Origin of the sequence: Novosphingobium sp. HII-3 (assembly GCF_002916655.1) — a bacterium.
Classification (GTDB): Bacteria; Pseudomonadota; Alphaproteobacteria; order Sphingomonadales; family Sphingomonadaceae; genus Novosphingobium; species Novosphingobium panipatense.
In genome coordinates, this window is the sequence record NZ_PPSM01000010.1 from 13,774 (window position 1) to 34,463 (window position 20,690).

General features: G+C 64.4%; 23 protein-coding genes. 12 read left to right on the forward strand and 11 right to left on the reverse strand.

What is annotated here, in order from left to right:
* Positions 1–12: 12 nt before the first annotated feature.
* Entirely contained in the window at positions 13–195 is a 183-nt protein-coding gene (locus C2R25_RS02710) for a CsbD family protein (protein WP_103727761.1), read from the reverse strand.
* A 112-nt stretch (positions 196–307) separates the two neighbouring features.
* Positions 308–730 carry an EVE domain-containing protein gene (locus C2R25_RS02715; protein WP_103727762.1) on the reverse strand — a complete coding sequence of 141 codons (423 nt, stop codon included), beginning with the start codon at positions 728–730 and terminating at the stop codon, positions 308–310.
* A gap of 79 nt (positions 731–809) precedes the next feature.
* On the opposite strand from C2R25_RS02715, the gene C2R25_RS02720 reads away from it, so the two are divergent.
* The 7 genes from C2R25_RS02720 (at position 810) to C2R25_RS02750 (ending at position 7,544) form a co-directional block, all read left to right on the forward strand.
* Positions 810–1,745: an isopenicillin N synthase family oxygenase gene (locus C2R25_RS02720; protein WP_103727763.1), complete on the forward strand. Its 936-nt coding sequence runs from the start codon at positions 810–812 to the stop codon at positions 1,743–1,745.
* A 132-nt stretch (positions 1,746–1,877) separates the two neighbouring features.
* The gene (locus tag C2R25_RS02725) at positions 1,878–3,326 is read left to right on the forward strand and encodes a bifunctional diguanylate cyclase/phosphodiesterase (protein ID WP_233203728.1); all 1,449 of its coding nucleotides are present in this window, start codon (positions 1,878–1,880) and stop codon (positions 3,324–3,326) included.
* Between the two features lie 32 nt (positions 3,327–3,358).
* A complete protein-coding gene (gene dapF, locus C2R25_RS02730) occupies positions 3,359–4,177 on the forward strand; it encodes a diaminopimelate epimerase (RefSeq protein ID WP_103727765.1) in 819 nt (272 codons plus the stop codon).
* Positions 4,174–5,352 carry a MiaB/RimO family radical SAM methylthiotransferase gene (locus C2R25_RS02735; protein ID WP_103727766.1) on the forward strand — a complete coding sequence of 393 codons (1,179 nt, stop codon included), beginning with the start codon at positions 4,174–4,176 and terminating at the stop codon, positions 5,350–5,352. Before dapF ends, C2R25_RS02735 begins: the two co-directional genes overlap by 4 nt.
* Positions 5,349–6,287 carry a signal recognition particle-docking protein FtsY gene (ftsY, locus tag C2R25_RS02740; RefSeq protein WP_103727767.1) on the forward strand — a complete coding sequence of 313 codons (939 nt, stop codon included), beginning with the start codon at positions 5,349–5,351 and terminating at the stop codon, positions 6,285–6,287. The genes C2R25_RS02735 and ftsY overlap by 4 nt, the downstream gene beginning before the upstream one ends.
* The gene (locus tag C2R25_RS02745) at positions 6,287–6,928 is read left to right on the forward strand and encodes an inner membrane-spanning protein YciB (RefSeq protein ID WP_103727768.1); all 642 of its coding nucleotides are present in this window, start codon (positions 6,287–6,289) and stop codon (positions 6,926–6,928) included. Before ftsY ends, C2R25_RS02745 begins: the two co-directional genes overlap by 1 nt.
* 76 nt (positions 6,929–7,004) lie before the next feature.
* On the forward strand, positions 7,005–7,544 hold the full coding sequence (locus C2R25_RS02750; protein WP_103727769.1) for a hypothetical protein: 540 nt from the start codon (positions 7,005–7,007) through the stop codon (positions 7,542–7,544).
* Between the two features lie 86 nt (positions 7,545–7,630).
* Here C2R25_RS02750 and C2R25_RS02755 read toward each other — a convergent pair whose 3' ends face one another.
* The 8 genes from C2R25_RS02755 to C2R25_RS02790 form a co-directional block, all read right to left on the reverse strand.
* Positions 7,631–8,212, reverse strand: a complete 582-nt coding sequence (locus C2R25_RS02755; protein WP_103727770.1) for a hypothetical protein — start codon at positions 8,210–8,212, stop codon at positions 7,631–7,633.
* Complete coding sequence (locus tag C2R25_RS02760) at positions 8,205–8,699, reverse strand: ATPase (RefSeq protein WP_103727771.1); 495 nt, start codon at positions 8,697–8,699, stop codon at positions 8,205–8,207. The genes C2R25_RS02755 and C2R25_RS02760 overlap by 8 nt, the downstream gene beginning before the upstream one ends.
* 124 nt (positions 8,700–8,823) lie before the next feature.
* Positions 8,824–9,048 carry a F0F1 ATP synthase subunit C gene (locus tag C2R25_RS02765; protein WP_008833283.1) on the reverse strand — a complete coding sequence of 75 codons (225 nt, stop codon included), beginning with the start codon at positions 9,046–9,048 and terminating at the stop codon, positions 8,824–8,826.
* Positions 9,049–9,087: 39 nt separating this feature from the next.
* A complete protein-coding gene (locus tag C2R25_RS02770) occupies positions 9,088–9,870 on the reverse strand; it encodes a F0F1 ATP synthase subunit A (protein ID WP_103727801.1) in 783 nt (260 codons plus the stop codon).
* 49 nt (positions 9,871–9,919) lie between these two features.
* Positions 9,920–10,240 carry an AtpZ/AtpI family protein gene (locus C2R25_RS02775; protein ID WP_103727772.1) on the reverse strand — a complete coding sequence of 107 codons (321 nt, stop codon included), beginning with the start codon at positions 10,238–10,240 and terminating at the stop codon, positions 9,920–9,922.
* Between the two features lie 330 nt (positions 10,241–10,570).
* Positions 10,571–10,954: a YdbL family protein gene (locus C2R25_RS02780; RefSeq protein ID WP_103727773.1), complete on the reverse strand. Its 384-nt coding sequence runs from the start codon at positions 10,952–10,954 to the stop codon at positions 10,571–10,573.
* On the reverse strand, positions 10,954–11,196 hold the full coding sequence (locus tag C2R25_RS02785) for a YnbE family lipoprotein (RefSeq protein ID WP_233203729.1): 243 nt from the start codon (positions 11,194–11,196) through the stop codon (positions 10,954–10,956). Before C2R25_RS02785 ends, C2R25_RS02780 begins: the two co-directional genes overlap by 1 nt.
* Before the next feature lie 47 nt (positions 11,197–11,243).
* The gene (locus tag C2R25_RS02790; protein ID WP_103727775.1) at positions 11,244–14,474 is read right to left on the reverse strand and encodes a YdbH domain-containing protein; all 3,231 of its coding nucleotides are present in this window, start codon (positions 14,472–14,474) and stop codon (positions 11,244–11,246) included.
* Positions 14,475–14,527: 53 nt separating this feature from the next.
* Here C2R25_RS02790 and radC point away from each other — a divergent pair, with 53 nt between their 5' ends.
* Positions 14,528–15,265: a DNA repair protein RadC gene (gene radC / locus C2R25_RS02795; protein ID WP_103727776.1), complete on the forward strand. Its 738-nt coding sequence runs from the start codon at positions 14,528–14,530 to the stop codon at positions 15,263–15,265.
* Between the two features lie 3 nt (positions 15,266–15,268).
* Positions 15,269–16,003, forward strand: coding sequence for an NRDE family protein (locus tag C2R25_RS02800; RefSeq protein WP_103727777.1), 735 nt, complete (start codon positions 15,269–15,271; stop codon positions 16,001–16,003).
* A gap of 7 nt (positions 16,004–16,010) precedes the next feature.
* On the opposite strand, the gene C2R25_RS02805 is transcribed toward C2R25_RS02800, so the two are convergent.
* Positions 16,011–17,765: a diguanylate cyclase domain-containing protein gene (locus C2R25_RS02805; RefSeq protein ID WP_103727778.1), complete on the reverse strand. Its 1,755-nt coding sequence runs from the start codon at positions 17,763–17,765 to the stop codon at positions 16,011–16,013.
* 275 nt (positions 17,766–18,040) lie between these two features.
* Between C2R25_RS02805 and purB the strand changes: the two genes are divergently transcribed.
* From purB to pyrF, 3 genes are all read left to right on the forward strand, one after another.
* Complete coding sequence (gene purB / locus C2R25_RS02810) at positions 18,041–19,351, forward strand: adenylosuccinate lyase (protein WP_103727779.1); 1,311 nt, start codon at positions 18,041–18,043, stop codon at positions 19,349–19,351.
* Positions 19,352–19,545: 194 nt separating this feature from the next.
* Positions 19,546–19,899, forward strand: a complete 354-nt coding sequence (locus tag C2R25_RS02815; protein WP_233203730.1) for a LapA family protein — start codon at positions 19,546–19,548, stop codon at positions 19,897–19,899.
* Positions 19,896–20,573, forward strand: coding sequence for an orotidine-5'-phosphate decarboxylase (pyrF, locus tag C2R25_RS02820; RefSeq protein WP_103727780.1), 678 nt, complete (start codon positions 19,896–19,898; stop codon positions 20,571–20,573). The genes C2R25_RS02815 and pyrF overlap by 4 nt, the downstream gene beginning before the upstream one ends.
* Positions 20,574–20,690 lie beyond the last annotated feature (117 nt).

Sequence of the window (20,690 nt, forward strand, 5' to 3'; positions counted from 1 at the left end):
AAAGAAGGATCGTCAGACGCGATCGCCCAGCGCGCCCTTCACTTTTCCGACGCCCTGCTGGAGTTCGCCCTTGCGCTCCTGCGCCTTGCCCTCAGCTTTCTGGGCCGGATCGTTGCGGGCTTCGCCTGCTGCCTGCTTGGCATTGCCAGCCACTTCGTTGCCGAGGCCCTTCATGGTGTCCTTGAGTTCACCCATGATGTATCTCCTTGTCTGTCCGGCGACATGTTCGCCATACAAAGGGACAACACCCGGAATGCGGCCACGTTGCGTCCCGCCCGTCAGAACGTGCTTCTCCAGAGACCGCGCGTTATCGGCGGTTCGCCGTGTCGCCGGCGAGCTGCAGGATGTGGTTCCATTCCTCCGCCGTGACGGAAGCTACTGACAGGCGCGACAGCTTCACTACCTCCATTTCAGCCAGGCGCGGATCGGCCTTGATGCGGCTGAGCGGGACCGCACGGGGTAACTTCCGAACCGGCTTCACCTTCACCGCGGCCCACTTGCCTTCGGGATCGGTAGGATCGGCAATTCCCGCCGCACTGATCCGGACGACGCCGACAATCTCCTTGCCGATGTTGGAATGATAGAAGAACGCTTCATCGCCCACCTGCATGGCCCGCAGGTTGTTGGCGGCACGATGGTTGCGCACACCGTCCCAGGTTCCCTCCCCCTCCCGGACGAGATCGGCCCAGCCATAGGCATCCGGTTCGGATTTCAGCAGCCAATACGCCATTTACGCGCCTTTCCGTTTAGACTGTTGAGATCGGTGGCAGTAAGGGGCGGCATACCGAATCGCATTGGATTGCACTACCATGGACCTCGCAGAAATCCCCGTCCTCAGCCTTGTGGCTGATCGCGCCGACCTTCCTGAGCGCGTCGGGCAAAGCTTCCGCACCTTCGGCTTCGCGATGATCCGCGACCACGGCATCGATCAGGCGCTGATCGACCAGGCCTGGGCCAAGACCGAAGAGTTCTTCACCCTGCCCGTCGAGGCCAAACTCAAGTACTTCGACCGCGAAATCCACGGCGCTCGTGGCTACACGCCCTTCCGGACCGAGGTGGCCAAGGGCGCGACGGAGAAGGACCTCAAGGAATTCTGGCACGTAGGCCGCGATCTCCCCGAAGGTTCGCCGCTCGCCTCCTCGATGCCGCCAAACGTATGGCCTGATGAAGTCGAAGGGTTCCGCGACACCTTTACCGAGCTTTACGCGCAGTTCGATGAAGCGGGTGCCAAGATCCTGTCGGCCATCGCCGTCCATCTGGGGCTTGACGCGAACTGGTTCGATCCTGCGATCGAGGACGGCAACTCCGTCATGCGGCTGCTGCACTATCCGCCCGTCGGAGATGGCGCAGGCGGTGCGATCCGTGCCGGCGCGCACGAAGACATCAACCTCATCACGCTCCTCCTCGGCGCGCAGGAAGCGGGCCTCGAACTCCTTGCAAAGGACGGCCGCTGGCTGTCGGTGGCACCACCGGAAGGCGCGATCGTCGTGAACATCGGCGACATGCTGCAGCGCTTGACCAATCATGTTCTGCCGTCGACCACGCACCGTGTGCGGAACCCCTCGGGGGAACGCGCGTCGCACAGCCGGTACTCGATGCCGTTCTTCCTGCACCTGCGCAGCGATTTCGATTTCGTCACCCTGCCCGAGTGCATCTCCGATGAAAATCCGGACCGCTATCCCGTCTCCATCACGGCCGACGATTACCTTCAGGAGCGTCTGCGGGAGATCGGCCTCAAAGGCTGAGACAGCCTATTAAAAGACTGTAATGCAAAAGTCCCGGCCCCTCTCAGGTGCCGGGACTTTTTCGTTAAGAGTTACTTCAGACCAGTTGCGTAACTTCCTTGGCTTGGAACGAAGTCCGGGGGGGCTTAATTCGTGCAGGCAACTCTTCTTAATTGGAGTGGATTGCATCGGCGCCGGTCATGGCGCGGTCGCAAGCCAGACTCCGCCACGCTCGTCATCGCGGGCGCGGCCGCAATCCTTTTCCTTGCTCTGACCAGTCAGATCGCGCCGGCCCTCGTGCGCCTCGCGGCAGGCCAGACCAAGGCGTTCGACACACTCGCCGTCAACGCCTTTCTGCTCAATCTGCTGTTTCTTGTCCTTGGCTGGCGGCGTTTCCGTGGTCTTCGTCAGGAGATATCGGAGCGCACCGCCTCCGAGCGGGAGGCGCGCCTGCTGGCGGAAACCGATCCGCTCACCGGTTTCCACAACCGCCGCAGCTTCAATCTGAACGCGGACGCCATGATCCGGGACATCATCCAGACAGGCGATGCGGTTGGTGTGCTGATGATCGACCTGGACAATTTCAAGCAGGTAAACGACTACAACGGCCACTCTGCGGGAGACCGCCTACTGCGGGAGTGCGCCCGGCGCATCCTGGCCGATCTGCCGGCCGAGGCCATAGCAGGGCGCATCGGCGGGGACGAGTTCGCCATCGCCCTGCCCTTCGACCCGGACCATCCCGAAGCCGTTGATGAACTTGCCTCCACGATCGCGCGCGCCGTCGCCGAGAGTTCCTGCATCAATTCGGTGACGGTGGAGGTCACCGCATCCATCGGCCTCGCCAAGGCGACCTCGGCTACAACCAGCGCTCAGGCTCTGCTGGAGATGGCTGATGTCGCGATGTATCACGCCAAGCGGCAGGGCCGGAACCAGTTCACCTGGTTCGAGCCCAGCATGGCCCATGAGATGCGCTTTCGTGCGGACCTTGAAGCTGGGATCCGCCAGGGTATCCCCCGGGGAGAGTTCGTGCCTTTCTACGACCAGCAGATCGATATCCGGACGGGCGAACTGGTCGGCTTCGCGGTGCTGTTCCGCTGGGATTCGCCGCAATTCGGCATCACCGCGGCCGACGTCTTCCTTCCTGTCGCCGAGGACATCGGCCTTATCGCCGAACTGTGCCGCAGCGTGATCGGCCAGGCCCTTGAAGATGCGAAAGGCTGGGATAGCGGACTGACCCTCTCGATCCGCCTCTTGCCAACACAGCTGCGCGATCCCGGGTTTGCCGGCAAGCTGCTTCACATGCTTGAGCAGGCGCAGTTCCCGGCACATCGGCTGGAGGTTGAAGTTCCCGACGCCCTTCTCCACAGCACGCCAGGCCTCGTGCATGCGCTTGCCATCGGCTTGAGGCAGAAGGGCGTCCGCATCAGCCTCGACGATTTCGGCACGAGCTACAGCGCGATCGACCAACTGGACAAGATTCCCTTCGACCGGATCAAGATCGACCGCAGCCTCGTGTCAAAGCTGCTGGAACAGAAGGACAGCGCGGCGATCGTCCAGGCTGTGGCCGCTCTTGGTGGCCGGCGGCGTGCCCGGGGAAATTGACCTGGAGCGTCCCACCACCTAAATCGCGCGCCATGCGCATCGACTTCACCAAAATGCACGGCCTTGGCAACGATTTCGTTGTTCTGGACGCGCGTGAGCGACCCTTGCCTCCTGTCGATGCCCCGCTGGCCGCAGCTCTTGCGGACCGACATACCGGCATCGGCTGCGATCAGCTCATTCTCCTCGAGCCCTCCCGCGCCGGCGACTTCAGGATGCGCATTTTCAACGCTGACGGAAGCGAGGTCGAGGCCTGCGGCAACGCCACGCGGGCGATAGGCCTGCTGCATGGCAGGCCGGCTGCTATCGAGACGCGCGGTGGTATTGTCCGGTCCACGCCAGCCGAGAGTGGCATCAGCGTCGAAATGGGCAAACCCCGCTTCGACTGGGAGGCGATCCCCCTCGGCTATGCCATGGATACGCATGCCATGCCCGTGGCCTGGGAAGAACTCGTCAACCCGATCGCCGTCAACGTCGGCAACCCGCACGTGATCTTCTTCGTCCCGGATCCCTATGCCATCGACATGGCCCGTATCGGGCCGATGATCGAAACGGATGCCCTTTTTCCCGCCCGCATCAACGTGAACGTGGCGGGCGTGACCGCGCGCGATGCGATAACGTTGCGCGTGTGGGAACGTGGCGCTGGCCTTACCCGCGCCTGCGGGACCGGAGCCTGCGCGACGGCTGTCGGAGCCATCAAACGGGGCCTTGTCGATCGGCGCGTCACGGTCACGCTTCCGGGGGGGCCACTGGTGATCGAATGGCGTGACGACGATGAAATCGTGATGACCGGGCCGGCGACCGAAGCGTTCCGGGGCTCCTTCGAAGCAGCGGACTACGGGATCGCTGTTTGACTCTCGAAGTTCACTCGCTGGGTTGCCGGCTGAACCTTGCCGAGAGCGAGGATCTGCGCGCGCTGCTGGCTGGCGCGGATGATCTTGTCGTCATCAACTCCTGTGCCGTCACCAGCGAAGCGGTGCGGCAGACACGGCAGGCGATTCGTCGTGCCCGCAAGGCCCGGCCCGACGCCCGTCTCCTGGTCACCGGATGCGCAGCGGAAGTCGAACGGGACGCTCTGGCCGCAATGCCGGAAGTCGATGGCCTCATCGCCAACACCGCCAAACTCGACCCCCGCGCCTGGAACGTGCCGGCAGCCGATCGTCCAGACACGCGGCGCGGGTATACGCGCGGGTTCGTGCAGGTGCAGAACGGCTGCGACCATGCCTGCACCTTCTGCGTCATTCCTCAAGGTCGGGGTCCCAGTCGCTCCCATCCGATCGCGCGTGTTCTCGACGATGTTGAGGTTCACCTCGAAGCGGGAGTCCAGGAGGTCGTCCTGACCGGGGTGGACCTTACCTCCTGGGGTGCGGACTTGCCCGGCGCACCACGTCTCGGTGCGCTTTGCGAAGCCATACTCGGACGCTTCAGCACCTTGAAGCGGCTGCGCCTCTCGTCGATCGACGGCGCGGAGATCGACGGCATCCTCTTCGATCTCGTCGCTGACGAAGCGCGCATGATGCCGCACGTCCATCTCTCCTTACAGCATGGCGCCGACCTGATCCTGAAGCGCATGAAGCGGCGCCACACCCGGGCCGACGCCCGGGATCTGGTCCAGCGGCTGCGGGAGCGACGGCCGGATATCGCCATCGGCGCGGACATCATCGCAGGCTTCCCAACCGAAGACGAAGAGGCGCACCGGGCCAATCTCTCCATCATCGAGGAACTCGGCGTGGTACACGGGCACGTCTTTCCCTATTCGCAGCGGCCAGGAACGCCCGCTGCGCGCATGCCGCAGGTTCCCCATGGGATCATCCGCGCCCGGGCCGCAGAATTGCGCGCAAAGGTGGCGCAGGTACGGGCATCGTGGCTTGCCGCGCATCTCGGCAAGCCGCTATGGGTGCTGACTGAACGCGGTGGAACCGGCCACGCGGCCGATTTCGCGCCTGTACGGCTCCCTCCCGGCACGCCACCCGGCGCGCTCGTGGAGATTGTCCCGGTCCGAATAGTCGAAGGAATGCTGGAAGCATGAGTACCCAAGACCAGAGCAGCAGCGACTGGTCCGACCGCCTGTTCGGAGGCTTTCGCAAGACCTCCGAGCGGCTCGCCGGCAATCTCGCGGGGATAGGTGGCGGCACGCGTCTCAGCGCCGCGCAGCTCGACGAGTTGGAAGACGCGCTGATCATGTCGGACCTGGGTCCACGTGCCGCGGCCCGCATTCGCGACCGGCTCGCTGACGAGCGGTTTGAACGCGATGCCGACGAACGCGCCATCATGGAGGTCGTCGCGCGGGAAATCGCCGAGATCCTGCGCCCCGTGGCCAAGCCGCTCGACATCATCGCCTTTCCCCGCCCACAGGTCATCCTGGTCATCGGCGTGAACGGTTCTGGCAAGACGACGACGATCGCGAAGCTGGCGCACCTGTTCCAGGAACAGGACTATTCGGTCATGCTGGCGGCCGGCGACACGTTCCGCGCTGCCGCCATCGGGCAGCTTGGCGTCTGGGCCGATCGGCTCGCCATTCCGATCGTCAAGGGGCCTGAAGGCGGTGATCCGGCTTCGGTGGTCTTCGATGCGGTCAAGGCCGCGACGGATCAGGGCATCGATGCACTTATCGTCGACACCGCCGGGCGGCTCCAGAACAAGCGCGAACTGATGGACGAACTGGCGAAGATCCGCCGCGTGCTGGGACGCCTCAATCCTGCCGCGCCGCACGACGTCGTGCTCGTCCTCGACGCGACGAACGGACAGAATGCCCTGTCGCAGATCGAGATATTCAAGGAAGTGGCGGGTGTGTCGGGCCTCATCATGACCAAGCTGGACGGCACCGCCCGCGGCGGCGTGCTGGTGGCCGCGGCTGAACAGTACGGCCTTCCCATTCATGCCATCGGTGTGGGCGAGAAGATCGACGATTTGCGTCCCTTCAACCCGGATCTGCTTGCCCGGGTCATCGCAGGGATCGCTTGATGGCCACGCCTGCCAAGAAGAAGAGTTCATGGCTCAATCTCCTCGTCGATTTCGGGCCCCTGCTCGTCTTTTTTCTTGCCTATCGGTACTGGTCGCCTTCCGGTGAAGCCGACCCGATCGGCACCGTCGCTGCGGTAATCAAGGGCACCGTCGCCTTCATGATCGCCACCGTAGCGGCGCTCGCCATCTCAAAATGGCGCCTCGGGCACATCTCACCGATGCTCTGGCTTACCACGGTGTTGGTCCTGGGCTTCGGCCTGCTGACCGTCGTATTCCGCAATGCGATCTTCATCCAGCTCAAGCCGACGGCCGTGTACCTGATGTTCTCCGTCGTCCTGTTCATCGGCCTGTGGAGGGGTAAGGCGCTGCTGAAGTACCTGCTGCAAGCCGCGTTCGAGGGGCTGAACGAGGAAGGCTGGCTGAAGCTTTCCCGCAACTGGGCCTGGTTCTTCCTGTTCCTCGGTGCGCTCAACACGACGCTCGTCTACACGGTTAGCTTCGATACCTGGCTGCAGGCGAAGCTCTGGGGCTTCACGGTGCTCTCGTTCCTCTTCACCTTCTCGCAGCTTCCCATGGTCCTCAGGCACGGCATGGGCGAAAGCGCGGCGAATGAAGTGGTCGAGAACCCGCCGCACGACTGACCGGGGCGCGCGAAGGGCGGTCTCCGGGCACTCATCCGGCGACGCCGCTGTTGATCTCCTTTCGCAAAGAGTTCTTATGATCAGGTCCATCAGTGCCGCAACCACACTCCTGCTGGCCCCGCTAGATGCCATGGCAGAGGACGCCGCTCCGCCGCTGCCGAGTCAACTCGCTGCCCTGGCAGGTTGCTGGCAGGGTGAGGGAACCGTGATGGGTAAGCCGGTGTCCATCGAGCTTACGGCGCGACCGGTCGCTATGAATGCCATCCTGTCGGTGGACGCGGAAAGCCGGGCAACCACCGACGCCACCGACCGGCATTCCGCACATCTAGTATTCGGGAGCGTTCCCGCATCCACGGGTGCGTCGGAACGGATCGTCGGCTATTGGGCCGACAGCTTCGGCGGCGCTTTCACCTCCACGGGAGAGGGTCAGACCCGTGCGACCGGCTTTGAGATCACTTACCCCTACAGCGACGCCGACTTCGTCAATCGCTGGCATGTGTCAGGACGGCAGATGACGTGGAACATAGTGGCACGGCAGAAGGACGGCGCGGAAACGCCCTTCGCGCACTACCTATTCGAACAGCACCCATGCCCATCATCGGCCGCTGAGAGGTAGTCCCTCACCTCAACCCATCGTTCCATGAAAAAAGCCCCCGTCCAGCGGACGGAGGCTTCAATCAAGCGCCTTAGAGGCAAATCGGATCAGATCCCGGCAATTGCCTGGTCGACCAGAGTGCGGTCGGCGGCTTCCGAGTGATTGGCGGCGATCAGGCGCCTGGCGGCAGCCGTAGCGGCCGTCGCAGCCTGGTTGCGAAGATCCGTCACAGCCGCGAGTTCGGCCGCTGCGATCTTGTCCTGAGCCATCTTTTCACGGCGCGCGATCGTCTCGGCCGTATCCTTTTCCGCCTTGGCGATCAGCGCCTGCGCCTCGTGACGGGCATGCTCAAGCATGGCCGCCGCGTCCTTCTCGGCGTTGGCAATCTTGTCCGCGTATTCCTTGCGCAGCGCTTCCGCTTCGGCGCGCAAGGACTTGGCTTCGGCAAGCTGCGCCTTGATCTCCGCGATCTTGGCATCGAGGCCGCCTGCGACCAGCTTGGGCACGCCCTTCCACGCCAGGATCGCGAGAAGCACGATCATGGACGCGCTGACAACAGCGACCGGCGGCGCGAAGCCGAGGAACATCGGTTCCGCGTGATGCTCGACCGCCGCGTGAGTATCGGCGCCGGTTACTTCAGCAGCCTCGGTGTCGAGATGCTGCTCAATGGCGACATTGGTTTCAGCCATGGACCAGGTTCTCCTTCACCGCACCGCGTACTGCAGTATCGTCGAGCGAGAGGCCGGCCACCCGGCTGACAATCTCGCGGGTTGCGTCGGCGGCGACGTCCTCGATCTCGGCAGCGGCCGAACGACGAGCCTCTGCGATGCGGACCTCGGCGGACGCGATTTCCGCATCGATACGGGCCTGGACGCCAGCCAGCTTTTCAGCGGTCACGGCAGCGGCCTTGCTGCGCGCGTCTGCGATAAGGCCCTGCGCTTCGGCGCGGTTGGCGTTTTCGCGCGTGCGCCAGGAAGCCTCCTCGGCATCGGCCTGAGCGCGAGCGGCTTCGGCGGCCTTGAGGTCGGCGGCGATCTGGTTGTCACGGCTGGCGACGGTTTCCATCACCTTCGGAACCATGCCCCGCCCGACGACGAAGAAGGTGATCCCGAAGAAGACCAGCAGCCAGAAGATCTGGCTGGAGTAGAACTCGCCTAGCTGAGCAATCTGAGGCATGGGTGCAGCCCTGTCTCGAGGAAGCCGGAAAAACGTGTGCCGGCTTGATTCATAAAAACCGGACTGCTCCGGCCGCCTCACCAAAGGGTTCAGGCAGCCGGAGCGATCCGGTCAACGCGTGCGATCAGGCGAAGATCAGCAGCGCGGCAATGACGAACGAGAGCAGGCCCAGAAGCTCGGCACCGGCGAAGCCGATGAACAGGCGGCCCTGCTGGGCGTCAGCGGCGCCCGGGTTGCGCAGTGCGCCTTCGAGGAACTTGGCGAAAACATTGCCCACGCCGATCGAAGCGAGGCCAGCGCCGATCGCGGCGAAACCAGCACCGAGCAGCTTTGCAGCTTCTGCGTCCATTTCAAAAACTCCCTTTGGTAAACCTGAGTGGCGGTAAAATCAGTGAAGGTTCTCGGCGTCGTTCAGATAGACGCAGGTGAGAAGAGCGAAAACGTAAGCCTGAATACCGGCGACGAGCAGTTCCAGCGCACAGATGCCGACCATCAGCAGGAAGCTGGGAAGACCGGCAATCAGGAACAGCGCGGGACCGGCATTGCCGCCCGAGATCACGAAGCTCGAAAGCACTTCAAGAAGAACGTGGCCGGCCATCATCGCGACGAAGAGACGCAGACCGAGGCTGAACGGGCGCACCAGGAACGAGATCAGTTCGACCACGAAAATGATCGGGATCATCGGAACCGGCGTACCGTGCGGCACGAACAGAGAGAAGAAGTGCAGCTTGTGCTTCGCGAAGCCGACGATCAGGACGATCGAGAACGAGAGAACCGCCAGAACACCCGTAGCCGAGAAGTGGCTGGTGAAGGTGAACGGGTGAACGCCCACGACGCCCAGAGGCATCAGGCCGAGGAAGTTCGCGAAGAGAATGAACATGAAGAGCGAGAAGATGTACGGAACATACTTCTTGCCGTTCTTGCCGACGTTCGCGGCAAGCATACCGTCGATGAAACCGGTGAAGGTTTCCACCGCCATCTGCCAACGGCCGGGAACAACCTGACGCTTCATACCGCCAGCGACAAACACGATCAGTGCGATGGTGGCGACAGCCATCCACAGCGCACTGTTGGTGAAAGCGATGTTGTAACCGGCAATGTTCCAGTCCGCGCCCGCCAGCTTCTCGAGCTGGAACTGGTGCATCGGATCGACCTTCGCTTCGGCTGCCACGCGATTACCCCTGTCGCCAATTGAACCAAGCCGCCCCACCCGATCCATGTCACTCGGGGCGGTGGTTCGAAATCCGTATTATGTTCCTGAAGGCGATACCTATTCCAACGAACAGCATCACCATCAGACCCCAGGGCGACGTCCCGGCGAAATGGTCGATCAACCACCCGAGGAACAGACCGCCCGCAAGACCTCCCAGCAGCTCCGAAAGAACGCGGTTCCCCATGCGATAGCTCGCATCGGTTTCCGCGCCGGCCTTCGGTCGGTTGCGTTCCTCTTCCCGCTCGCGAAGGGCCTTCAGCCGTTCGTCAAGCGAATCGATGCGCGCATCCTCGCCAACAGGATCTTGGGCAGGTTGCTCGTCGGTCATGTCACGTCCTCTCTCGATGACAGGAACGGTACACAAAACGACGGCTGCCCGCCAAGAGCGCCGCCCCCTTAAGGTGGGGCTTATCCCGAGTCAACCGGCGCGGCAGCCGCAGCGGTTGCGTTCTTGACGGATGAACAGGCGCGTGACGGCACGACGGCCCTGAGAGATCCGCCAAAGCACCGATACCGCAACGGCGATACGCCGCTTTGGTGGCAGGAGAAAGGCCGGAGAGCGTATCCGCCTCCGGCCTCAACATGATTCGCAATGTGCCTGTTTCCGCCGGCCGGAGGACGGCAAAAACGCGTGCCCTTCCCGCAGCGTGAGCCGCGGTCAGGGGCAGCGGGGATCCAGCTCCGGCGCACCGCTGCCGCGCGTCTTCCACGACCCGTCGAGCCCCTGGTACTTTTCACCGGGCTTGGTGTCGCGGATCAGCTTGCAGCCCGTTGTGAAGGCGTATTCCTCGATCGTGCTCTTGCCGGTCGCGGCCGTCGTGTAGACAGAGCGGCGCTTGTTGTTGATGTCGCGCACCATCGCACTGATCGCCGCGCCCTGGCTCCCGACGACCCCGAGGTAGCCGTCCCGCTGCTCGCCCACCTGGCCGGCTGCGCGCGCAGCAGCGTATTCGGGCGAGCGCTGGGCATGAGCCACCGATATCCCGGTGATCATCAGGATGGCGGCGGCGGAGGCGGCACCGAAATAGCGAACTTTCGTCATCAGAAAATGCCCTCGTTCTGCTCGACCGTCTTGGCCGCGTCGGCGGCGAGACGATAGACCACTTCCTGCCGGATGTTGATGTTCAATTCGATCACGATAGGCTTATCGGGAGCTGCAACCTGGATGCACCCTCCCATGCCTGCCGCGACCACGATCATCGTTGCGGCCGTAAGTGCGGCGCGGGCGGCGCGCCTGCCGGACCGTGTGCTTGCGTGCTGCTGATTGTAATACCCGTCGTTCATCGCCGGGCATTTTGCAGCCGAAAGCCTTGGGGTCAATTCGGGGGACGTCATGGCGTTTTCTCGCTGACTGGAGGCTGAATAGCGGCAGATGGCGGCGGCGGTGGATTGACGGTGGCATCCGGCGCTGTCGCCGAACGGGTTCCGTCCTGGGTCAGCAGCCCCAGCTCGCGAGGATCCCGCACGTAATTCGGATCGTAGAGCGAGCGCATGGACCCGAACAGGCTGAAAAAGGGCGCTCTTATGTTGACGATGAACCGGATCGGCAGCTTCGCGACCTGCTTCGTCAGGAAGTTCTTTTTCGCCCCTGCTCCCTGGCTCAGGCCGTCGAAGCTGATGCGCGTGAGGATTTCGCCGGACAGCGAGCCGCCAAGGCCGATCTCCATGTCTTTGTAATTGACGGACTTAAGGGCGTCGAACGCGAAATTGCCCATCGCGGACAAGTCCTTGTACGTCAGCGCCCCGATGTAGGAGAGGTGCCCGCCCGGAGCGCGCGATCGTAGATAGCCGTCTTCGATGCGCCCGCCGTTCTGGTCGAAGATCAGCGGCAATTCGCCGTCGAACACGCCGCTGGCGTTGATGTTCGTGAGTTCGAGATGCTGGACGAAGTCCCCTGCGTCCAAACCCGATACGCGGAGCGTATAGCGGCGGGTCTCCGCCACCCCAATCTGCATCTTCGCCGGATCCAGCGTGAGCGTCCCGCTCATGAACGGCCACTGGCCGCCGTTGACGATGAGGTTGTACCCCGGCCGCAACTCGAACGACAGCGTGCCGTCCTTCACCTCGACACCAGGATTCATCGACGCGATGCGGATGGTCTGGCGGGGCGCGGTCACCATGCCGAGGAGATCGGTGAACACCACTTCGCCCGAAAGGCCGCGCACGGGGCCGAGCGCCGCGGCGAAGTCGACGCCATCCGTGGCGAAACGGCCACGACTGGTAACGCGCGCGGCCTTCCAGTCTATCCGGCCCGAGCCACGCACGATCCCCTTGAGGTCCGAAACAACGCCGAGCGCGAGACGCGAGAGGGCATCGGGCTGAAGGTCCTTGTCAAAAACCGCCCCGCTCACGGCGAGGTCGGCATGACCGCTGGCGTTCGACAGGTCATGAACAATGTCCGCGCGCACCACACCGCGGTCGCTCTGCGGTTCGCGCAGCAGGGCCTTGGCCGTGATGCGGTTCCCCGCCAGCCGCAGCGTGGCGCCCCGCGCGATCATCGGCTGGAATCGCGCCACTGGCTGGCGATCGACGAGGGTGAACGACGCATCGTCGATCGCGGCGATCCCGCCTGCGTAGCTCCAGTTACCTGCCGCCTGCCGCATGTCCAGAGGAACGGCGGCAAGGCGGATGTCCGCTTCCTCGAACGTGCCCGAGACGTCCTTCCCAAGAGCGGCGTCGATGCGGCTTATCGCGAAACGCGATGCCGTGCTTTCCGGCCCAAGCGCCACGTCGACAGCGCGTGCGGTGACAACACCCGCCCTGCCGCCGCCGGCCGCCAGTCCGATCGGTCCGCTGGCGATCCGTATCGGCGTTTCTCCCAGGCGCCCCGAAAGGTTGAGGGAGCTTGCCCCCGCAGCCAGCCGGAGATTGTCCGGCTGCCCCTGCACGATGGCACCTCCGCGCGCGGGGCAAAGCGTCAACGTCCGCCTGTCGAGCGCAAGGTCAGCGACTTGCAGCGCGTCGAAGGCAACCCTAGTGCAACCACGCCAGAGCGCGAGCCGGCCAGTGCTGTCGCGGCGACCGTCCAGCGGCAGCAGGAGGTTGCGCGCCTTGCCGCCTGGCAGATCGCCGCTCATGAGGATTTGCCCCGCAAAGGACAGCGCTCCGTCCCGGTCCTGTTTGACGGCAAGACGGGGTATGCCGATCATGGCGGAACCGGCGCGGTAATCCGGCATGGAGCCGCGCAGGGCGAAGCGTCCGTGACCGTTCGTCTCTACGCGCCCCCACACCTGGGGCAGTCCCTTGCCGCCGGTGCTGAAGTTGCCGGTCAGGCGCGGCGGCGCGCCCTCGCCGCCTTCGGGCAGAAGCGCCTGGACGCGGGAAAGTGCGACGAGCGATGCACCGCTACGGCCACGCAGCGCGCCGCGTGTGACGACGAGGCTGAGACCATCCGCGCTCCTGCGGGCGATGAGGTTTGCGTCAAGCGCGCTGCCGGGCATCTCCCGGGCAAGGCCGCTGCGCACCTGCGCCGCCAGCGGCGCGAGCAGCGTACCCTCGCCCGTGCGCTGCGCCGACATAAGCGCCCGATCGACGCTGGCGCCGATCCTCAGGTCGCGACCGGTAAGATCGCCTTCGACATCGAAGCGAGAAAAGCCATTCGCGGACCGGGCACGACCTTCGAAAGCCACGGCGGCGAGGCGCGCCTGCGGCGTATCAAGGCCCTTGCCTTCGATCCGATAGGTGGCACGCAGGGATTCTTCCCGGTAGCTGAACCGACCTGTACCTGACAGGGCGGTAAGCGATTGAACACCATAGCGCGACGCGCCAGCCGACACGCCCAGCTTGCCCTCTGCACCGTCGAGAGCCTCGTCCAGGGTAATGTCGACTTGCGCGGCTACGCGTGAAGCCCGAGCATCCTCCTGCTGGCAGCCGAGGCTTTCCAGCCGTACCGGGCCGGTGAAACGCGGTTTTGCGGCGGTCACGGCCAGCTTCCCATAAAGCGTGGCGCGCCCGGTGCGGCAACCACTCACATGCAGGGCCGGTGATATGGCCGCAATCTCGCCGGAGAAGCCACCGCGCAGCGCACCCTCGCCCGCGAGCTTCACGCCCAGGCGGCCGAAATCGCTCTCAATCAGCGCGCGCCCGTCGACGAGCTTGATGTCCAGATCCGGGATCTCGAACGGGCCGTCCTTGCCCGTGAACAGCGCCTTGTCGAGCGCGCCAAAGCTGACCCGTCCAGCCCTGTAGCTTCCGTAGAGCCGCGGCTCGATGACCGTGATGCGGCCAATGCCGGGCAGTCCCCAGGCGAGGCGGGTGGACACCCGCAATTCCTTCACCGTCAGATCGGGCCGCTGCGAATCTCCTACCACAAGATTGCGGATCACTTGTTCCGAAGGGCTGATTCGCACGATCTCGTAGCGGGCGGGCAGTCCAAGCGCCTCAAGTTCGCCACCGATCAGGTTGTTTGCGATGTCCTCCCGCGCGAGCCACGTCGCTCCGAGCGCGGCGACCAGCAAGCCTCCGACCACAAGCGCCGGTGTGCGCCAGCGCCGTCTGCGCGACGGAGCTTGCGGACTTTCCATCCAATCACTGGCGGGGAACTGGTCGTGATCCTGCGACATCCGATCGTTCACTTGCGCCCGGTGCGCGAGAAAGGCAATTGTTTGTACGCAGCATGACCGGACAACCGCCCCTCTTTGACGACAGCCTCGCGCCTGCGACGGCAGAGCCCGACGATGCCGGGAACGATCCGAGCGGCCATCGGGAAAGGCTGCGCAAGCGATTGCTCAATGGTGGGGCGGAAGCGCTGGCTGACCATGAGGTCATTGAACTCCTTCTGATGCAGGCCGTCCGGCGGCGAGACATGAAACCCCTGGCACGAACTTTGATCCAGCGGTTCGGTTCACTGGCCGGTGTGCTTCAGGCTGACCCGCGGACACTGGCCGGTCATCCCGGGATGGGCGAGGCCACGACTGCCGCCCTTCGCGTGGTGACGGTGGCCGCCACTCGAATGGCACGACAGAAAGTGCGCGAAGCGCCCGTGCTAAGTTCCTGGAATGCCTTGATCGACTATCTGACGATCGACATGGCCCATCTTACCGTCGAGCGTGTCCGGGTTCTTTATCTGAACACCCGCAACATGCTCATCCTCGACGATCTGGTCGGCGAAGGGTCCATAGACGAAGCTGCCATTCACCCGCGGGAGGTGATCCGGCGCGCCCTCGACCTCGGCGCCACGGCCGTGATCCTGGTGCACAACCATCCATCCGGCTCGCCGCAGCCCAGCCGCGCGGACATCGACATCACCAACCGCATAGCCGAAGCAGGCCGCCTGCTTGGCGTCACTGTGCACGATCATGTCATCATCGGACGCGAAGGGCATGTCTCGCTGCGCGCGAAGGGACTGATCTGAACCATGTGCGTGGCCGCCGTCGCCTGGGATGCCCATCCCGACTGGCTTCTCGTCTGCGCGGGAAACCGTGACGAATACCACGCCCGCCCTGCAGCGCCGCTGTCGCGCTGGCCCAACGGCATCATCGCAGGCACGGACCTCACCGGAGGCGGCACATGGCTTGGCGTGACCGGGACCGGGCGCATGACGCTGGTCACCAACTACCGCACGCCTGAAGGTGCGCAGCCGGGACGGCCCTCACGGGGCAGGCTTGTGACCGACCTGCTCTCCAACGGTCTGGCACATCAGGATCGCACCGGCGCGATGGCCGAGATGAATGCGTTCAACCTCATCCTCGTGGAAAAGGGACAGGCGCTGTTCGTGACCAACCATCCCGTGGTCGAGACGCGCCCCCTGATGCGCGGGATACATGGCCTGTCGAACGGCGGCTTCGATATTCCATGGCCCAAGACCTTGCTGGTGAACAGTGCGGTGGCCAGCTGGCTGGCCGCAGGCGACAGGGACACCGCCCCGCTCTTCGCGGCGCTGAGCGATGAGACCGTGCCGTCGCTCGCCACCCTCGAGCAGCCCGAAACCCGTTTCGCTCCCGTCTTCATCCGCGACAGTCTCTACGGCACTCGCTGCAGCACGGTCGTCGCCGTGAACCGCCAAGGGCATGGCACGATCGAGGAGTGCCGGTTCGACAGCCAAGGCCATCCCTGCGGACAGACGCGAATCGCCTTCACATGGCCGGTCTAGGCCTGCATCAGGCCGCGATGAGCTGGTTGCGGCCGCTGCGCTTTGCCTCGTAAAGCGCCTGGTCTGCTCGGTTGAGGAGTTCGACGCCGCTCTGCCCCGGCATCCGGTGAACAAGCCCGCAACTGATGCGAGCCTCCGCCAGCCCGCCGGTCGGCAGTTCGACCGGAGCCGCCGAAACGCTCTCCACGAGCCTCCGGCAGACATCGAGGGCGGCGGCCGCATCGAGCGAAAGGAGCAGCACCACGAATTCGTCGCCCCCTAGCCGGGCGACGAGATCGCCCGGGCGCAGCGCGTGCGAGAAGCGGCGCGCGAGCTCCACCAGCACCGCGTCCCCGGCAAGGTGGCCAAGTTCGTCGTTCAGCACCTTGAAGCGATCCACGTCGATAAAGGCCACGCTGAGGGGACCATCGGTCGCCAGAGCGGTTTCGAAGCGGTGCAGGAAACCTGCGCGGTTCGGCAGCCCGGTGAGATAGTCCGTCTCCGCACGCCGCGCGAGCTCCCCTTCGCGAGCCTTGCGAGCGGATACGTCCATAAGGGTGGCCACGGAGCCGGAGATCGCGCCATCCTGGTCGTGCTCGACCCGGAAGATCGCCTCGACCCACCGGCCGCCCGGCCGTTCGATCTCAGTCGTCACCGCCTTGCGCCCGTCGGCATCCTCACGGCAGACCTGCAGGTGCGCGGCGAACAGCGGCTCGCCGAGGGACGGCGCCAGCTCGCCCATATGGCTCCCCAGAAGCCGCTCCACGCTTTCTCCCAGCAGCGCCGCCGCGTCGCCCACGGCGCGGGTGCATACCCCTTCCCTGTCGAAGCGCAGAAGCACGATCGCGGAGCGACCGGCCAGCAGCATAAGGGCGTGCTCGCTTTCACGAAAGCGCTCGATGAGATCCCGCCGCGCGGCAAGGGCGGCAGACACCGGCATCATCAGGGCCAGCACGATCGCCAGGAAAAACTGCAGGAAGGCGAGTTGCCCTCCCATGTCGCGTCCGGACAGACTGACAGGCCCACGCCCCGCCAACGTCGCCAGAACGCCGATGGTGGCGAGCAGGATCATGGCGACGCTGACACCGCGCCAGCCGGTACGGAACGCCACCAGCATCAGGGGCACCAGCGTCAGGAACAGCAGCGGATGGCTGTTCTGTGAAAAAACCGCAAGGCACACCACCAGCATGGTGCCATGAAGCAATGCTCCGTCGCGCCGTTCACTTCCGGTGGCCGTCCGCAGGCTCTCCAGATAGTCACCGCTGAAGAGGCGGTAGAAGAATGGCGTGAAGATCAGCAGGCCCAGCGAATCGACGGTGAACTTCGTCAGCAGGGATGCACCGATGGGCGATCCCAGCGTCGCCATAGCGACGATAGCCTTGAGGAAGCCGCCACACGCCGGAGCGACGAAGCCGGCCGCGACGACAAACCGCACTACGGACTGGTCGCGGTGCAACAGCCTGCCCTGCGGATCCATGGCCCCGCGCAGGAGACTGGCCGCCACGAACGCCTCGATCATGTTGCTGATGCCAAAGGCGGTCGAACTCAGGACGACGCCTCGAATCAGGATGCCCCCGGCCGTGATGCCGATGAACCCGGCCAACAGGAAACGCGGCCACTGACGGCGCGGGGCAATGAGGATTTGTGCCAGAACAACTGCGTTGACCGGCCAGACGGAGGCCAGATTCTCGTCAAAACTGAGGTACTTGATCATCGTTGCTGAGAGCACGAAGCAAAGCAGCGCCGTCAGCACGGGGCGTGCGATGATCCGAACTGCATGCATCTCTACGTCGCTCTCCAAAGCCGGGGCAGTCGAGCCCCGCCCGCTTTGCTTGTGCAAGCGATTGAACGCTCAACAGTTAAAAAGTCTACACGTTGCAACGGCAAAGCGCATCGGCAGTGACCCGGGGCCGGCATCGCCACAGCGTGCCGGTCCGGTTTTCCACGCTCGTCCCTACCCTGCGCAGCTCCGTCCTGCGCCCTTGCCTTTCCGGCCCGCGCCGCCTAGCGGCCCCGTGAATTGGCCGAAATTACCTGCGTCAGCCCAAGGAGTCGAACATGGTCCCCCGCTACGCCCGCCCCGCGATGACCGCGATCTGGGAACCCGAAGCGCGTTATCGCATCTGGTTCGAGATCGAAGCGCACGCCGCCGTGAAGATGGGGGAAATGGGCACGGTGCCCGCATCCGCCGGACAGGCCCTGTGGGACTGGTGGGCGACCAACCCGAAGATCGACGTCGCCGCGATCGACGCGATCGAGGCCGTCACCAAGCACGATGTCATCGCCTTCCTTGACTGGGTCGCGCAGCAGGTCGGCCCCGAAGCACGTTTCATGCACCAGGGGATGACCAGCTCCGACGTGCTGGACACCACGCTCAATGTCCAGCTCGCGAAGGCGGCCGACATCCTGCTGGAGGATCTCGACGCCCTCTTGGCAGCGATCAAGCGCCGCGCGGAAGAGCACAAGTACACGCCGACCATCGGCCGCAGCCACGGCATTCACGCCGAGCCGGTCACCTTCGGCCTGAAGCTCGCCGAAGCCTACGCCGAGTTCAGCCGCTGCAGAAAGCGCCTGGTTGCCGCGCGCGAAGAGATCGCCACTTGTGCGATTTCCGGCGCTGTGGGCACTTTCGCCAACGTAGACCCGGCGGTCGAGCAATACGTCGCCGACAAACTGGGGCTCGCTGTCGAGCCCGTCTCCACCCAGGTCATCCCACGTGACCGCCACGCGATGTTCTTCGCCGTGCTGGGTGTGATCGCCAGCTCGATCGAACGGCTCGCCGTCGAAGTGCGCCACCTGCAGCGCACCGAAGTCCTCGAAGCCGAAGAATACTTCTCGCCCGGCCAGAAGGGTTCGTCGGCGATGCCGCACAAGCGCAACCCCGTCCTCACTGAGAACCTCACCGGACTTGCCCGCGTGGTGCGTTCGGCGGTGGTGCCGGCGATGGAGAATGTGGCGCTCTGGCATGAGCGCGACATCTCGCACTCGTCGGTGGAGCGGTTCATCGGCCCCGACGCGACGATCACTCTGGACTTTGCCCTCGGCCGCCTCACCGGCGTCATCGACAAGCTGCTCATCTACCCCGAGCGCATGCAGAAGAACCTGGATCGCATGGGCGGGCTCGTCCACTCGCAGCGCGTGCTGCTCGCGCTGACGCAGGCGGGCCTTACGCGCGATGAAAGCTACCGCCTCGTTCAGCGCAATGCGATGAAGGTGTGGGAATCAGACGGTCAGCTTTCGCTGCTCGAACTGCTCAAGGCGGACCCTGAAGTCGCCGCCGCGCTTCCGGCCGAAGTGATTGAGGAGAAGTTCAACCTCGACTACCACTTCAAGCACGTCGACACGATCTTCGCGCGCGTCTTCGGCTGATATCACTGGCTCCTGTGACGGGACGGCGGGCATCGAACCGACGCTCCATCGCAGGAACGGCGGGGAACCACTCCTTGAACGAAAGGAGCGGCGTGCCTGGCGCACGCCCTCCTCTCCCCGTCGCGGGCGAGGGCTTCCCTTGCGGAATATTCAAGCCTAGCATCCCGTGAGACGGGCGGGAAACAGGAGGAACAATGCAGGTGATACGCACAATCGCGTGGATCGTGCTCACGGCCTTGTTGGTTGCTTTCATCGCGATGAACTGGACCAAAGTGCCGGTGAACTTCTGGCCGATGCAGGATGGAAACTACATCCACTTCGAATGGCCCGTGGGAGTGCTTGCCCTGCTTTTCTTCGGGCTGGGCATGCTGCCGGTGTGGCTTTACCTGCGCGCCGTGCGCTGGAAGCTGAACCGCCGCATCGCCAGCCTCGAAAATTCCTTGCGGGCGACTTCGGCACCTTCCCTGACCAGCAGCCAGGCCGTATCCGCAGCGCCGCTCGAAGCGGCACCCATCGCAGAATCATCGTCGGAACCCGAGAAACCATGAACCACAATCCCGTCTATCTCGCCCTCGACCTTCCCCGCCTGGACGCCGCCGAGGCTCTGGCGCGAAAGGTTGCGGGCCATATCGGCGGGATCAAGCTGGGATTGGAGTTCTTCTGCGCCCACGGGCACCATGGCGTGCATGAACTCCACAAGGTCGGGCTGCCGATCTTCCTCGACCTCAAGCTCCATGACATACCGAACACGGTAGCGGGTGCGATGCAGGCAATCCACGTGCTTCGCCCGTCGATTGTCACTGTCCATGCCGCCGGCGGGCGAGCGATGATGGAAGATGCCAAGGCCGCTGCCGGGGAAAACTGCAAGGTCGTCGCAGTGACCGTTCTCACCAGCCTCGACGGCGAGGATCTCAGCGCCATCGGCGTCGATGCCAATCCTTACGATCAGGCGCTGCGCCTTGCCGACCTCGCGCACTCGGCAGGGCTGGACGGCATCGTCTGCTCCGGCCACGAAGTCGAGGCGGTCCACAAGCAGTGGAAGAACGGGTATTTCGTCGTCCCCGGCCTTCGCCCCTCGGACGGCAAGTCGGGCGACCAGAAGCGCACTGTCACGCCGCGTCAGGCCCGGGATGCCGGGGCAAGCGTTCTGGTGATCGGACGGCCGATCAGCCGCGCGGAAGATCCGCTCGCCGCCGCCCGCGCCATCGAAGCGACACTCTGAGAGAATAGCCGACGGATGCCTTCCGGGGCGTTCGTCGCACCGGCGCCACGCCACGCCGTTCACACGGCGGCAACCCGCGCGCGTCCAGACCGTTGCTCCCCTGGTCCAACTTCGGGA